General features: G+C 63.5%; 9 protein-coding genes and 1 pseudogene. 4 read left to right on the top strand and 6 right to left on the bottom strand.

Translation table 11 applies throughout. The features are described from left to right. Nucleotides 1-16: 16 nt before the first annotated feature. Nucleotides 17-988 (bottom strand): Bug family tripartite tricarboxylate transporter substrate binding protein, encoded by a 972-nt coding sequence (locus ORS3428_RS08570; protein ID WP_071096438.1) that lies wholly within the window; start codon nt 986-988, stop codon nt 17-19. A 270-nt stretch (nt 989-1258) separates the two neighbouring features. On the opposite strand from ORS3428_RS08570, the gene ORS3428_RS08565 reads away from it, so the two are divergent. The 3 genes from ORS3428_RS08565 to ORS3428_RS08555 are packed head-to-tail and all read left to right on the top strand — an operon-like array spanning nt 1259 to nt 4399. Beyond that, nucleotides 1259-1936, top strand: coding sequence for a response regulator transcription factor (locus ORS3428_RS08565; protein ID WP_071096435.1), 678 nt, complete (start codon nt 1259-1261; stop codon nt 1934-1936). After that, nucleotides 1923-3314 (top strand): sensor histidine kinase, encoded by a 1392-nt coding sequence (locus ORS3428_RS08560; RefSeq protein ID WP_071096433.1) that lies wholly within the window; start codon nt 1923-1925, stop codon nt 3312-3314. Before ORS3428_RS08565 ends, ORS3428_RS08560 begins: the two co-directional genes overlap by 14 nt. Next, entirely contained in the window at nt 3311-4399 is a 1089-nt protein-coding gene (locus ORS3428_RS08555) for an ABC transporter substrate-binding protein (RefSeq protein ID WP_071096431.1), read from the top strand. The genes ORS3428_RS08560 and ORS3428_RS08555 overlap by 4 nt, the downstream gene beginning before the upstream one ends. A gap of 229 nt (nt 4400-4628) precedes the next feature. Here ORS3428_RS08555 and ORS3428_RS08550 read toward each other — a convergent pair whose 3' ends face one another. After that, the gene (locus ORS3428_RS08550; RefSeq protein WP_083355063.1) at nt 4629-5705 is read right to left on the bottom strand and encodes a methyltransferase; all 1077 of its coding nucleotides are present in this window, start codon (nt 5703-5705) and stop codon (nt 4629-4631) included. Nucleotides 5706-5815: 110 nt separating this feature from the next. Here ORS3428_RS08550 and ORS3428_RS08545 point away from each other — a divergent pair, with 110 nt between their 5' ends. Continuing rightward, nucleotides 5816-7090 carry an alpha/beta fold hydrolase gene (locus ORS3428_RS08545; RefSeq protein ID WP_083355062.1) on the top strand — a complete coding sequence of 425 codons (1275 nt, stop codon included), beginning with the start codon at nt 5816-5818 and terminating at the stop codon, nt 7088-7090. 617 nt (nt 7091-7707) lie between these two features. Here ORS3428_RS08545 and ORS3428_RS08540 read toward each other — a convergent pair. The 4 genes and pseudogenes from ORS3428_RS08540 to ORS3428_RS33630 form a co-directional block, all read right to left on the bottom strand. Beyond that, on the bottom strand, nt 7708-9432 hold the full coding sequence (locus ORS3428_RS08540; protein WP_071096426.1) for a tetratricopeptide repeat protein: 1725 nt from the start codon (nt 9430-9432) through the stop codon (nt 7708-7710). After that, nucleotides 9433-10710, bottom strand: coding sequence for an HlyD family type I secretion periplasmic adaptor subunit (locus ORS3428_RS08535; protein ID WP_244507894.1), 1278 nt, complete (start codon nt 10708-10710; stop codon nt 9433-9435). A 141-nt stretch (nt 10711-10851) separates the two neighbouring features. Further along, nucleotides 10852-13155, bottom strand: coding sequence for a peptidase domain-containing ABC transporter (locus tag ORS3428_RS08530; RefSeq protein WP_083355061.1), 2304 nt, complete (start codon nt 13153-13155; stop codon nt 10852-10854). Nucleotides 13156-13344: 189 nt separating this feature from the next. Continuing rightward, nucleotides 13345-14124: pseudogene (locus tag ORS3428_RS33630) on the bottom strand (hypothetical protein); the annotation flags it as partial.

The raw sequence follows: 14124 nt of genomic DNA, 5'->3' as shown, positions 1-14124 counted from the left end.
GCGTTCTCGTTTCGAATTACATGCCAGCTTCCTTGGCGAGCTGCTTGAAGCGCACCACATCGGCCTTGACGCGATCCTCGAACGGCTTGCCGATCATGGTGAATTCGAAGAGCCCGCGTTCCTCGCGTTCCTTGGCGAATTCGGGGGTCTTGCTTGCCGTTTCGAAGGCTTTCGCCCACCAGTCGTAATCGGCGTCGGAGACATCCTTGCCGACGTAGTAGCCGCGCCAGATCGGCCAATCGATATCGAAACCCTGCTCGCGGGCGGTCGGAACCTCGGCCAGTTCTCCCGGTAGCCGCTGCGGAGCCATGACGGCGAGGATACGGATCTTGCCGGCCACATGGTGCTTCACCATTTCGGCGGCATCACCCGATCCGACCTGGACATGTCCGCCTTCGAGCGCGGTCAACACGGCCCCACCGCCTTCGAGCGCCGCGTAGTGCATTTTCTTGGGCTCCTGGCCGGCGGCCTTTGCGAGAAGCGAGGCCTTCATCCAGTCCTGGGAACCGACGGCGCCGCCGCCGCCGATAGCGAAGGATGACGGGTCCGCCTTGTAGGCGTCCACCAGATCCTTGAGCGTCTTGTACGGCGAGCCGGCGTTGACGACGAGAACCCCGTAATCCGCGCCRAGAGCGCCGAGCCAGCGGACGGCGTTCTCGTCGTACTGGCCGAACTTGCCCTGGGCGATCAGCAGCGCGGACCCTGATGAGGCGGCGGTGATGAGATTGCCGTCCTTGGCGCGCTTGCCGACGACGTGGTTGTAGGCGACTGCGCCGACCCCACCTTCCATGTAGGTCACGGCCATCGGCTGTGAAATCTGCTTGGTGGTGAGCAACGTGTTGGCGGCGAGGCGGCACGTGAGGTCGAAGCCACCGCCAGGCTTGGCGCCGGCAAGGCATTCCGGCTTTGCCGGCTCGGCCAGGGCGATGCCGCAAGCGGTCATCGCAAGGGCTGCGCCCGCAACCATTTTGGTCAGAAATCGGATCATGATTTTTCTCCCTGAGGACCTGGTATGCCGGGAACGGAAAACCGCCCGCCGGAGGCGGGTAACGCGAACCCCTCGGGCGATGCGACTGCATTCGCCCTTCCGGAACACGTCGTCGGTTTCGGGGTTCTCCTCCCCCCGCGCATGTCCGACCGCGCCTGATGCGATGGACAGGCGAAGGGCCTCATACACCTCAAAACTGTCACCATGCTGTCACGTCGCCGATCGCGCCTTGGCGCTTGATCGTTGCCGGGTTCGGTGCAAACGTTGCTCATGCGTATCCTGCTGGTGGAAGATACCCACGATGTCGGCGAGGCGATCGTCCGCAAGTTTGAGGCGGTCGGGCACACCGTCGACTGGGAGACGCAAGGCAATGCCGCATCCGAGATCCTCGACTTCACCGAGTTCGATCTCGTCATCCTGGACGTCATGCTGCCGGGGCTCGACGGCTTTGAGATCCTGCGCCGCCTCAGGCAAGGCAGCAACACCGTGCCGGTGCTGATGCTGACGGCGCGCTCGGAGGTCGACGACCGCGTCAGCGCGCTGGATCTTGGCGCCGACGACTACCTGGTCAAACCTTTCGATTTTCGCGAGCTCGAAGCGCGGGCGAGGGTGCTGATGCGCCGCCGAAGCGGAGGCGAGGCAACGAATCTGGTGGTCTGCGGCGACATCGTGCTCGACCGTGCCAATCGAAGCGTGCGGGTCGGCAAACGCGAAGTGCAGCTGAAGCGGCGGGAGATCAGCCTTCTCGAGATTCTGGCGACCAAACCCGGCCGGATATTCGGCAAAGATGAGCTGCTGGACCAGTTGTTCGGTTTCGACGAGGCCRCCAGCGCCAATGCCATCGAACTCTATATCGGCCGCCTGCGCAAGAAGCTGGAGGGTGCCAGGGCCCACATCGTCACCGTGCGGCACATTGGTTACAAGCTCGTATCCGATGCGGAGCAATGAACGCTCTCTCTTCTCGCGGCTGGTTCTGCGGGTCGCGCTCGTGCTGGCCTCGGGTGCCGCCATTCTGGTCAGCGCCGCCTGGTACTATGCGCGCGAGGCCGCCGACGATGCCTATGACCGCCTGCTGCAGGGGGCGGCATTCCAGATGACCGAAAGCCTGACGGTCGAACAGGGAAAGCTCACCTTCGATCTACCGCCTTCAGCCTTCGAATTGCTCGGCCTGGCCGGACGAGACCGCATTTTTTACCGTATCATGGCTCCGTCGGGGGAGACGCTTACCGGCTATGGCGATCTCCCGCCGGGAGTCGACCTTGGCAAGGTGCGCTCCAATCCGGTGTTCCATTCGGCCGTCTATCGCGGCGTGCCGGTGCGGGTGGCGGTGACTGGGCGTGCGCTGTCGGATTCGGCAGTGTCAGGATGGGCCCATGTCATCATAGCCCAGACGACGGAAGCCCGGGCAGGTCTGGCCGCCGATCTGACGCTGCGTGCAAGCGTCCTGGTTGCGGTCATGAGCGTCCTGGCGCTGGCGGGTTCCGCCCTAGCCGTTCGCTATTCGCTTCGTCCTGTTGCCGATCTCGGGGCGGCCCTGGCCGGGCGCGATCCGCAGGACCTGACGCCGCTTGCCGTCGCCGTCCCGCGCGAGCTGTCACCGTTCGTCGCTTCGATTAATCATTTCATGAGCCGGCTCGACGACCGCATGAGATTGCTGCAGCGGTTTGTTGCCGACAGTGCTCACCAGCTTCGCACACCGCTTACCGCATTGTCGGCGCAGGTAAGCCTGATCAACGACGGGCGCCTGGCCGAGGGCGACCGCCGGCACCTGACGCGGGTGCGCGACCGCGCGGCCGAGCTGTCGCGCTTCATTAATCAGCTTCTCAGTCACACCATGGTCATTCATCGGTTCGATTCCGTGCAGTTGGTGCCGGTCGATCTGACTGAAGCGGCGCGCAAGGCCTTTCGCGCCGCGGTTCCGATTACCATTGATCCCGACATCGTCGTCTCTTTCGAGGCCCCGGACGAGAAGGTGACCGTTCTTGGCGATGCGCTCAGCCTTCGCGAGGCGATCGTCAATGTTATCGACAATGCCTTGCGCCATGGCGCCATCTCGCGGCTCGAGGTGCGCGTGGCCGCCCGCGACGGCATGGCGGCGGTTGACGTCGAGGACGACGGGCCGGGCTTGTCGGCCGCGGATCTGGACCATCTGAGCAAACGGTTCGTCTCTTCCAAAAGCGGCGAAGGCGGTGTGGGACTTGGTTTTGCCATAGCATCCGAGGTCGCCGCTGCTCTCGGCGGCGCGCTCCGTTTCCGGGAGAAAAACGACACGCACGGCTTTACGGTGGTGCTCGAGCTGCCGCTTTATGTCGGGGAGAAATCATGAAGAAAACCGCGCTAGCGGTCCTGTTCGGCCTTGCTCTGTCCCTGTATGCCGGCTGCGCCGGTGCCATAGAGGGCGAAACGGTTTTCTTCAAATCGAAACAGGCACAGTCGGCAGTGCTGACGATCCATGCCGCGACCGATCTCGCCGCGATGACGCCGCTTGTTCTCGACTTCCAGAAGACGGCACCGGGYGTATCGGTGGAGTTTTCAGACTATGTCACCAACGATCTGTTTCGTGAGGCGGAGCTGGCTTGCAGCAAGGGCAGCGGCCCCGGCGACATCCTGCTTTCGTCGTCGGTGGACCAGCTTGTGAAACTTGCCAATGACGGTTGCGCCCTGCGGCACATCTCGACCGACCGAACGTCGGCGCCCGTGTGGGCGAACTGGCGCGAGGAGGTTTACGGCTTCACGTTCGAACCGGCTGTCTTCGTCTACGATTCCACGAAGGTGCCACTTCAAGACGTTCCCCATACGCACGACGAACTGGCTGATCTTTTGCGGCGCGAGCCGGAAGTCTATCGCGGTCGTATTGGAACCTACGATATTGCGGCCTCCGGTGTCGGCTATCTGCTTGCCTTCAATGATGCGCGGCAGGCACCGACGATCTACGGCMGGCTGCTCGAGAGTTTCAGTCGCGCGCAGGCGGTCAAACGGTGCTGCAACGCCGAGGTTCTGGGCGAGCTCGCCGCCGGCAATATTCGGATCGCCTACAACATCCTCGGCTCCTACGCCTATGCCGCCTATCTCAAGAACCCCAAACTCCGGATCGTGGTGCCGCGCGACTACGCCCTTATCCTGTCGAGGGGCGTGATGATCCCGACGACCACCGCCAATCGCGAGCTTGCAGCCCGATTTCTGGACTATCTTCTTTCCGAGCGGGGCCAGCGTGTCGCACGCGAGCAGGCCTTCTTCTTTTCAGAGAAGGCGCCCTTGCCGGACGGCGTCGACGGACCGGAGGCGCTGATGGAATCGGGGGTGGGGCGGCCAATCCGCATCGGTCCCGCCCTGCTTGCCGCGCAGGACCAGATCCTGCGCGAGCGCTTCATAACCGACTGGGCGAGTTTAATTGCCAAGCCGTCGAATTGATTTCCAGCGCGCGTAAGGAAGCCAGGTCAATCGCCGGTCGCCGCTGGGCAACGACAAGGCGAATTTTCGACAGCCGTCGAACGAGGCGCATGTCTCACGAGGCTCCACCAAAATAATCGAGCCCAGAGACGAACACACGCCCATGCGGCCATGGCTCGAAGGAGGCAGCCAATGCCTTCTGGTCCACTAGGCCTCCCCCGAGGGGCGCCGCGGTGCCGGGACGGCGCCGTTATTCCTTCACGCCCTCGACGATGCCCAGCATCTTTGAGGGCGGGTACCAGGTCTGGCGATATTTCCAGCCGGACCTTTCCAGCAGCGCAGCGTATTCCTCCCGCGTGCGTTCCCGGCCGCTGCCCCAGACCAGCATGTGGATGTCAAACAGTTTTGAGAAATGCGAGGTGTCCGGGCCGGGGACCACCTGCTCGACGATCAACACCCTGGCCTGCTTCGGCGCCGTCCGCTGCATGGTGGAGAGAATCTGCAGGCACTCCGCGTCGTTCCAGTCATGTAGAATGCGCTTCAACATGTAGGCATCGGCGGAAGGGACCGCTTGGAACATGTCGCCGGCCACGTAGGTGCAGCGATCTTCGACGCCCATCTTCGCTGCCCACAACAGCTCTCGATTGGCGATCACGCCAGGCAGCTCCAACACCGTGCCTTTGAGGTGCCGGTATTTGGCCAGCAGATTGCACAGGGCATAGCCATGGCCGCCGGCGACGTCGCAGAGATGCGARACGCGGGTGAAGTCGTAAGTTTCGAGAGCTTGCAGCACCAGCATGTTGTCCATGCCGGAGAAGCTGCTCATCGCCGCGTTGAATACAGCGCCGTAATTCGGATTTCGTGCCGCATACTCGAAGGCGGGCGCGCCRAACTCACGAGTAAAGCCGTCCTGGCTCCCTTCTGCGATCAGGGCGCTCAGGTGCTTCCAGGCGGCGTAGTGCTCGGGGCCTTCCTCCAGCAGGGTCATCGCGCGGAGGCTATGCGGGTGGTCCTCGCGCAGCAGCTGGCCGCTCGCGGTCAGTGAGAAGGTTTTGGCCCCATCCTCGCTCAACAGTCCCAAGGAGCCGAGCGCCCGCATCAGCCGGTACAACAGGCCGGCATCCAACGCGAGCTCGCCGGCGACGCGGGCGGCGGTCTTGGGGCCGCTTGCAAGGGCGTCGAAGACGCCCAACTTGATCCCCGCATAGAGGATTTGGCTCCGCCATCGCCCGAAGATGAGTTCGATCACCTGTCCGCTGGCATCCCCGGCCGGACCGTGCTGAGGCGGCGAAACCTCGACCAGCTCTGGCAATTGCTGCTGCTGCATGGCAGTCTCCTTTGCTGAAATCTGGGGTCGCCCCGGGTGACCGCGCGGGCACTCAAGGTCATGCTGGAGACGATAGGGATCGCGGCGCGGCGTGTAACGAAAGACCGACGATGGTTCGCCGAAATATCGACGAAAGTGCCTCGAACCGCACGGACGCGCCGGCATCGCGGATGGAGGCCGACCTGCCCAGAAACCTTCACTTCGCCGGCTGGACCCTCAATTTCGCGCGCCTCTCGCTGGAGGGCGAGGGCAGGGAGATTTTTCTCAGGCCCAAGTCATTTGAAGTGTTGCGCTATTTGGCGGCGAACCCTGGTCGCGTCATCACCAAAGACGAATTGATGGAGAGGGTGTGGTCCGGGACCGTCGTCACGGACGATTCGCTCGTGCAATGCATAAAGGACATTCGCGAGGCGCTCTGTGATCAAGAGCGGCGAATCGTCAAGACCCTTCCGCGCCGCGGCTACCTATTCGCGGCGGTCGTCACGGAGGGCGCGACCGCACCAATTTCAGCCGACTCCGTGTCCCCGATCCGCTTCGCCAAAAGCGGCGAAGTCCACATCGCCTATCGGGTTTGGGGAGAAGGTCCTCGCCATCTCGTGTTCTGCCCCGGTTTCATCACCCACATCGAGAACGCGTGGACCGAGCCGAGCATGGCCAGGTTTCTGCGCCGCATGGGACAGTTCGCGCGGGTCATCATGTTCGACAAACGCGGGACCGGCATGTCGGACCGTGTCGAAAAGGTTCCTGGCCTCGATGCGCGCGTCGATGATTTGCGTGCTGTCCTGGATGCTGTGGACGTCGAACGGGCGGCCATCATCGGACCGTCCGAAGGCGGCTCGCTTGCCGCTTATTTCGCCGCCACGCAGCCGCACCGCTGCGAAGCGCTCGTGCTCTATGGTGCGTATRCACGCTTTGCCTCTTGGATCCGAAGCGAAGAGGCCTTGCGGGGACTGTTGCAATACATCGATACGAGCTGGGGCAGCGGCGCGAGCCTGCCCATGTTCGCTCCCTCGATGGTCGGAAACGCTGCGTTCGAGCAATGGTGGGGACGATGCGAGCGGCTCGGCGCGACTCCCGCCGCCGCCATGGCGCTGGTGCGTCTGAACAGCGAGATCGATATCACCGGTATCCTTCCGAGCATCCGCATTCCGACACTGGTCATTCACCGAACGGCGGACGCGTGCGTTGATATTGAAGGGGGGCGGCAGCTCGCGGCCAGCATACCGAACGCACGTTTGGTCGAACTCCCTGGTGCTGATCATCTCCCCTGGGTGGGCGACAACGCTGATGAGATTCTTTGGCGCATTGAAGAATTTCTAGCTGGCCGAGAGCGGACGGCCGCGGTCCCGCCACCACAGCCGTTAAACTCTACATCGCAGCGCTGACGGTATTTTGTGGTTTTTCTGACGTCGGCCACGAACGCTGCTGATCATCAAGAATCGCCAGATTTCTGACGTATCGCGTGCACGGTATTGGGGCGTCGACTGCAAGAATTGCGCCGAAACATCAGCGCGTTACCATAACTCAAATGATCGAGTGGGGATGAGGGGGAAACGGCGGCGATAGCGTAGTTTCGGCGGCGACTTTTGGTGAAGTGCCGCCGGCGTTCCCGCACGTCCATTCCAAGTTAACCGATTGTAGACCGCGCTGTCCTATTCTGAGACAGCGCGGCTCTACTGCCCATTGACCCGCGCAGGCGGCTTCGACTTCGAGCACCCCCTACCGCTCCGTCGGAGCCRCCACTTCTATATGCCAGCAAGGATTGAACCAAGCCTTACCAGAAATGCTTTCCGGTGCATTGCTCCAATCGTTAGAATACGCATGGACGCGCTGCCAATCCATACGTCGCGCCAGACCGCGCTTTTTTCGACGGATTATCGGCCACAGCCATGCGGCCGATCCCCAGGTGATGCGGCCGCCCGGCCAAAGTCGGGCAAAGAGGTATTCCGGCGAAGGTCTGAATGACGACGCATTCAGCCGCCACTATCGCTCGCCCGTTGGCTCAGCCGGGCTCGAAATCGGCAAGCTCATCGACGGCTTCATCAAGACCCTGAGCAGCTGCCCGCTCTAGCCAGATGCGCCCTGCAACCGGATTGTGCTCGCCGGCGGCACCTTTTGAAAGGTAGCGGCCAAGCATGAGTTGGGCCTGCCCATGACCGCGTTCGGCGGCGGCAACGAACCATTCCTGCGCCGCCTTCCGATCGAGGGCCAGGCCTTCGCCGGTTTCGTATAGAGCGCCGATCGCGAACATCGCACCGGCATGGCCCGCGGCGGCGGCCTGCTTGAAAAGATGCGCCGCGGCCGCCGGCGAGGGTTCTCCGCCCCGTCCGTTAAGCAGCATTTCGGCCAACGCCACCTGCGCGTCGATCATCCCGGCGTCAGCCGCCTGTTCGAACCAGAAGCGAGCCTGCTTAAGGTCGCTGGCGACGCCACGCCCATCCTGAAGCATGCGCGCGTACATGTACTGCGCATGCGCCACGCCCTCCGCCGCGCGCCTCATCCATTGCGCGGCCCGCTCCTGGTCCTTGCGCACGCCGACTCCTTCGGCGAAACAGAGGCCCAGGTTGAACGCCGCGATCAAGTCGCCTGACGACGCGCTCGCTACGAACCAACCTGCGACGTTGATGCCRTCTTCGCGGTCGCCTGCGCCTTCGAGGACGAGGTTCGCAAGATCGACTTGCGATTGGCGATTGCCCCCACTTGCAGCTGTGCGCAGCCAGCGCCTTCCTTCCTCGACGTCCTGTGYCACTCCATTTCCCGAGAGATAGAGCGAAGCCACTGCACGCGCGGCCCCCTGATGGCCCGCCTCCGCGGCCCGCCGGTACCAGGACGCCGCTTCGGCATAGTCCGGTTGTGGTCCCTTCACATATTGTTCGCCGAGATGGTGGGCGGCGTCCGGATTTCCGGCCAGAGCCGCGCGGCGCATCCACGCCTSGCCGGCAACGGGATCCTGGCGCGTCAAGGTGCCCTCGAGTAAGGCGAGACCCAGCCGGAACTGGGCCGAGGCCAGGCCCTTCTCCGCGGCAAGCTGATAAAGCTGCGCAGCGGCGTCTCGATCGACTGRCACGCCCATTCCGTGCTCGGTGAGGGTTGCAAGCAGATAGATCGCCGTCGGCAGRCCGGCGTCCGCTGCCCGTCGCGCCTGCTCGGCAATCTTGGCGCTGTGCTGAGCCAGTCCGCGCCTGGCCAGCGATAAGGCAAAGCCCAGACATCCCTCGGGACAACCTGTCGCTGCGGATTTCTCGTACCAGCCATGCGCGGCATCGAGATCGCGCATGTTTTTGGGACCGTTGCTGAGAATGTAGCCGAGAATTGCCTGCCCGGTTGCGGACCCGGCTTCGGCGGCTTTCCGGGCAAGCTCGAGCGCTGCCGCGAAGTCAGGCCCGCGCGCCGAATCCCGTTCGAACAGGCTTTCCGAACCGGCTTCGGTTTCCTGTCCCGCGAGTCCGGCCACATGAAGCGCAGCGAGGAGAGCCTGTGCGTCGCGGCTGCCGCGGCCGGCCGCTCGTCGCAGCCAGCGCGCGCCTTCCGATTGGCTAGGAGGCACGCCCGAGCCTTCGAGATAGCAACGTCCGATGCGAAATTCCGCCTCCACGATCCCGGCGCGTGCCGCAATTGCCATCAGCGCGAAGGCTTCGGCGGACTTGCCGCTGTCGCAAAGCCGAATTGCGCGGCGTAACGCCAGCGCCGGGTGGATGCGTCCAGTCAGCCGGTCGAGCATCGCCATTTACGGCTCCCGCATCGCTTCCTGACCAATCGGCAGCATCGCAGCCAGAATGTATTTGAGGACCGTGCGGCGGCCGACCTTCACGTCCGCGGTGACCGGCATGCCGGGGCTGATCGTGAAGCCGGCGGGCACGCCATGGAGGGCGACGTCGTCTATCGAGATCTGCGTGCGATAGAACAGGTCGGCATCCGAGGGGAGCATGGCCAACGAGCTGTTCGGATCGCGCGCCTGCTCCCTGGCCGAGAAGGAGTCGGGGCTTACTGTGCGAACGGTGCCGTGAGCCAAGCCATATTGCGAATAGGGAAAGGTATCGAATTTGATCGCCACAGGATCGCYGACATGGACGAAGCCGCTGCTTCGACCAATAATGTTTGTCTCAACCTCAAGCACCGCGTCGGCAGGGACCAGCGTGATCAACCGCTCGCCGGACTGCAGGACCGAGCCTACGGAAACTTTCGCCACCGACTGAACGGTGGCGTCGGCTTCGCTCTTCAACTCCACCAACTGCTTGCGCAGCTTCGCTTTGTTGAGAAGCTCGCGGGCATCGGACATTCGCGAGCTGGCCTCCGACAGACTCTGCGAGACCTCCGCACGCCAGCTCTGAATGTAGGCGTCACGTTCGGCCRCGACCGAGGCCTGCTGGCGCTTGGYGGCTTCCGACGTCTGCTCGGCGTTGCTGAGCGAGCGTGACATTTCCGCTGAATTGTCCTCGRCAAGAAGCGTATTGAGGCGGCTTCCAACCTGTCTTTCTTCGAGTTGCTTGCGCATCTGCTCGATCGACGCCGCGACGGCCAGCCGCTGCCGGTAACCCTCGGCGTCGGCCTGGGATCGTGAGATGACGGAACCGAGCTCGTCATACTGCCGGTCAAAACTCTCCAGTTTTGCATCATAGACAGCCTTGCGGCGATCGAAGATGGACGCCTGCAGTGTCCAACTCGGGTCCAGCCCGTCATAGCTGAAAGGCTTTCCATCGGCCTCCGCCTTCAAGCGCGCCACTTCGGCTTCGAGCGTCGCGACCTGCGTRGCCAAGGCGGAGAGGTCAGCCGAGGCGAAAGTGGCGTCGAGACTGGCCAGCAACTGACCGGCCTTCACACGCTGTCCTTCGCGCACCTCGATCGACCGGACGATCGCTGTCTCCAATGGCTGAACGATGATGTTGGGCGATTGCGAAACAACCAGGCCTCTTGTTGTCACAACCTGGTCCACCGGTATCAATGCTGCAGTCGTTATCAGCGCGACGACCAGGCTGGAGATGATCCAGACGACGCCGCGCGCCATGCGCGGGATGGGCGCATTGGCGACCGCCGTCGACGGCCACTGGAATTCGAGGATGGCAGGCRCCGTCGGATCGCGGACCGCTGCGCCGCGCCGGCGGGCTGGTAGGGTTGAAAATGTGGTGCTGCTCATGGCCGGCCTATCTCAAATCAGCCGAGGCGGTACGGCCGCCAAATGGCCATGCCGGGCTTCAAGATGCCGGTTCTGCTGGAACCATAGCTGGCGGTAGATGCCGCACCTTTCCAGCAGGACGGAGTGAGGCGCGACATCGATAACCTTGCCCTGGTCCATGACCAGGATCTGGTCGCACTCGGTGAGAGAGGCGAGGCGGTGCGAAACGATGATCATTGTGCGGCCACTGGCGATGCGCATCAGATTGGCGCTGACCACCGCCTCGCTCTCGGGATCGAGCGCGCTGGTCGCCTCGTCGAGTATCAGGATGGTCGGATTGTGGATCAGCGCCCGTGCGATTGCCAAGCGCTGCCTCTGGCCGCCCGAAAGATTGGGTGAACCTTCCTCGATGTAGGTGTCATAGCCGTTCGGCATGCGCTCGATGAATTCGGCGGCACCGGCGAGGTGCGCCGCGCGCATGGCGTCGGAAAGCGTCAGGCCCGGACGGCCGGCGATGATGTTGTCCCTGATCGACCCGCGGAAAAGAAAATTGTCCTGAAGGACGACGCCCAATCCTTGCCGAAGGTGACGCAGGTTGATTTCCTTGAGATCGACGCCGTCAAGCTTGAGGAACCCGCTGTAGTCGCGATTGATCCCCTGCAGCAGGCGCGCGATCGTCGATTTCCCCGATCCGCTCCGCCCGACAATGCCGAACATAGTGCCTGCCGGTATGTCGAAGCTGACCCGGTCGAGCGCCGGCGTCCTGGTGCCGAGATAACTGAAGGTCAGATCGCTGAACTTGATTTCCCCGATGAGCTTTGRCCTCAGGCCGGCGGAATTGGAGCTGCTTTCCAACGGCCGGTTGAGAACCGATGCGRCCTCGCCGATCGCGGCGCCGACCTCTTCATAGTCCTCGACCAGCCGCGCCAGGCCGACCAGCGGCTGCCCGACACGTTGCGCGATCATCATGAAGGCGAACAGGCTGCCGACCATGTAGCCCGATCGATCATTCATCGCGAGGTAAGCGCCGATCAGCATGGTTCCGAGCACCATCACGCGCTCGATTGGCGTGACGAGCGTTTGCGGCCAGTTTGCGAGCTGCCCGAAGTCGAGGCGCGCCTTGCCGGCGTCCGCCAYCCGTTCGTCCCACAGCGCCTTGCGTTGTGGTTCGAGACCGAGCGCCTTCACGGTCTTGATGCCGACGACGGTTTCGCCGAGTGCCGCCGACTTCCAAGTCTCGGCGTCGACCACGCGCTGGTAGCCGCGCCRCAGCGGGGCAAGGAAGGCGAAGATGATCAGCATGATTACGACCGCGCAGGCGATCACCATCCAGGCGAGCGTGGCGTTGATGTAGAACATGACCGGGATCAGCACGCACAGCGTGATCAGATCCAGGAACGTGGTGAGCAGTTTCCCGGTAAGAAACTCGCGGATGCGATAGACCTGTGCAAGGTGGTACAGCGTCTCGCCGGCCGGGTGACGCTCGAAATAGTCCAGCGGCAGGCGCAGGAGCCGGCTGAAGACGTGCAAGTTCAGCTTGGTGTCCAGGCGCGCGCCGACAACGTTGATGATCAGCCGTCGCGCGTGGCCGAGCAGCGTCTCGTAGACAAAGACGACGCCGATTATTGCGGTCAGTAAAGCCAGGGTCGAGATGCTGCTGAATTGCAGCACCTTGTTGACCACTGTCATGACGATAAGCGGAGGCAGTATGGTCAAGATGCTGAGCGTGAACGAGGCAATGCCGATATCGCGCAGCGGACGGCTCTCGAGCCGCACGAGATCGACCAGCCAGCCGAAGGTGAAGGGCGCGTCCGCTGCGACGTAGGACCGCGCCAGCCGCAGCAGGACGGCCTCACCCGACCACGCTTGCGACAGCCGGAGCTCGTCAATGGGGACGGCTTCCGCATCGTCGGGCGCGTCAACGCTCTTGAGGAAAACGACATTCCGCTCGGCGCTGGCTCCGGTAAGGATGCCCGCGCCGCCGTCGCTGAACAGCAGAACGACCGGCCCCGTGTGCTCGAAGCGCAGCAGATGCGACCAGCGGACGCGAACTGCGCGCGACCACATTCCGCCGTTCTGCGCCCATTGCGAGAGGTCGGCCGCGTTTGGGATTGCGTCTCCGCTGGCGGCCTTGAACTCGCTCGGGYCCAGCTCGATGCCATGGTAGCGGGCGACGCGGATCATCGCCTTGAGGCGCGGGGCGATCTGGTCGAACCCTTCGGGCCTTCCAGGAAACCGCAGCCACTCGCTYGCGCCGGCCACATTGTCGGTAGCCGCTTCCGAGTCGGCGCGGACGGGTATTGGYTGGACGCCGGGTTGCACAGTCACGCTCGCCATGGACCCCCCTCCCGACCCGCAGGCAAGGGTGCATAAACGTCCCGGGCAAGCTGCCCCAACCGGGACTTCTGACGCAGCCAACCATACTCCCAAGAGGGTGAGCGCGCGAGTCCGGTTCTCACTTCGAAAAGGTGAGCGCGCGGGCCCCCGTTTCCCGCAGGGTCCGCGCGCTCTTTGTTACACCAACACTCAGTCATGCGGCTTMAGAATGTCCTTCAGAGCCTTCCTCAGCGTGTCGTCGTTCTGGGCGTATCCGGCACCATGCCTGCCCTTGTCCGACGTCAAGTCGGAGGTCGCACCGGACGGCTTGTTATGGTGCTGACCAAAGCCCTTGACCGCGTTGAGTACGTTCAAGAGGTCGGTCGTCACCGAGCTCGCGGCGAGGCTGAYAAGCTGCCGGAACGAGGTATGGCTGTCCGTGTTACCGCCGGCCGACGCGGACTGCAGGAAGTGCTTGGTATCCTTCAGTCCGAGCGTGCTCGACGTGACGACGGCGTTGTGACCACCGTTTCCATTGTTTTGGCCACCGGCAGAGTTACCCTGTCCCTGGTGTATGCCGTTGTCGCCGTTGTTATGGCCGGYGGAATTGCCTGGCGCCGGCTGTTCACCATTGCCGTGCCCGTTATTGCCCTGGACATGGTCACTGGTTTCACCGCCTGGGCCGGTCGCTCCCGTCGGGCCGGGGTCACCCGTTGCGCCAGTCGCACCTGTGGCTCCGGTTGCGCCGGTCGAGCCCGTCGCTCCAGTTGCCCCAGTCGCACCAGTTGCACCGGTCGAACCGGATGCGCCGGACGCACCTGTCGCACCAGTGGCCCCAGTCGAGCCCGTCGCGCCCGTGGCTCCGGTTGCTCCAGTCGATCCGGTTGCGCCTGGCGCGCCGGTCGAGCCCGTCGCTCCAGTCGAGCCGGTTGCGCCGGTCGAGCCCGTGGCACCGGTGGCGCCGGTATTACCGGTCGCACCTGTAGCACC

This window comes from Mesorhizobium sp. ORS 3428, from assembly GCF_001854785.1.
Taxonomy (GTDB): Bacteria; Pseudomonadota; Alphaproteobacteria; order Rhizobiales; family Rhizobiaceae; genus Mesorhizobium.
The sequence above is the reverse complement of the archived record's forward strand: the minus strand, read 5'-3'. Positions and strand labels throughout refer to the sequence as shown.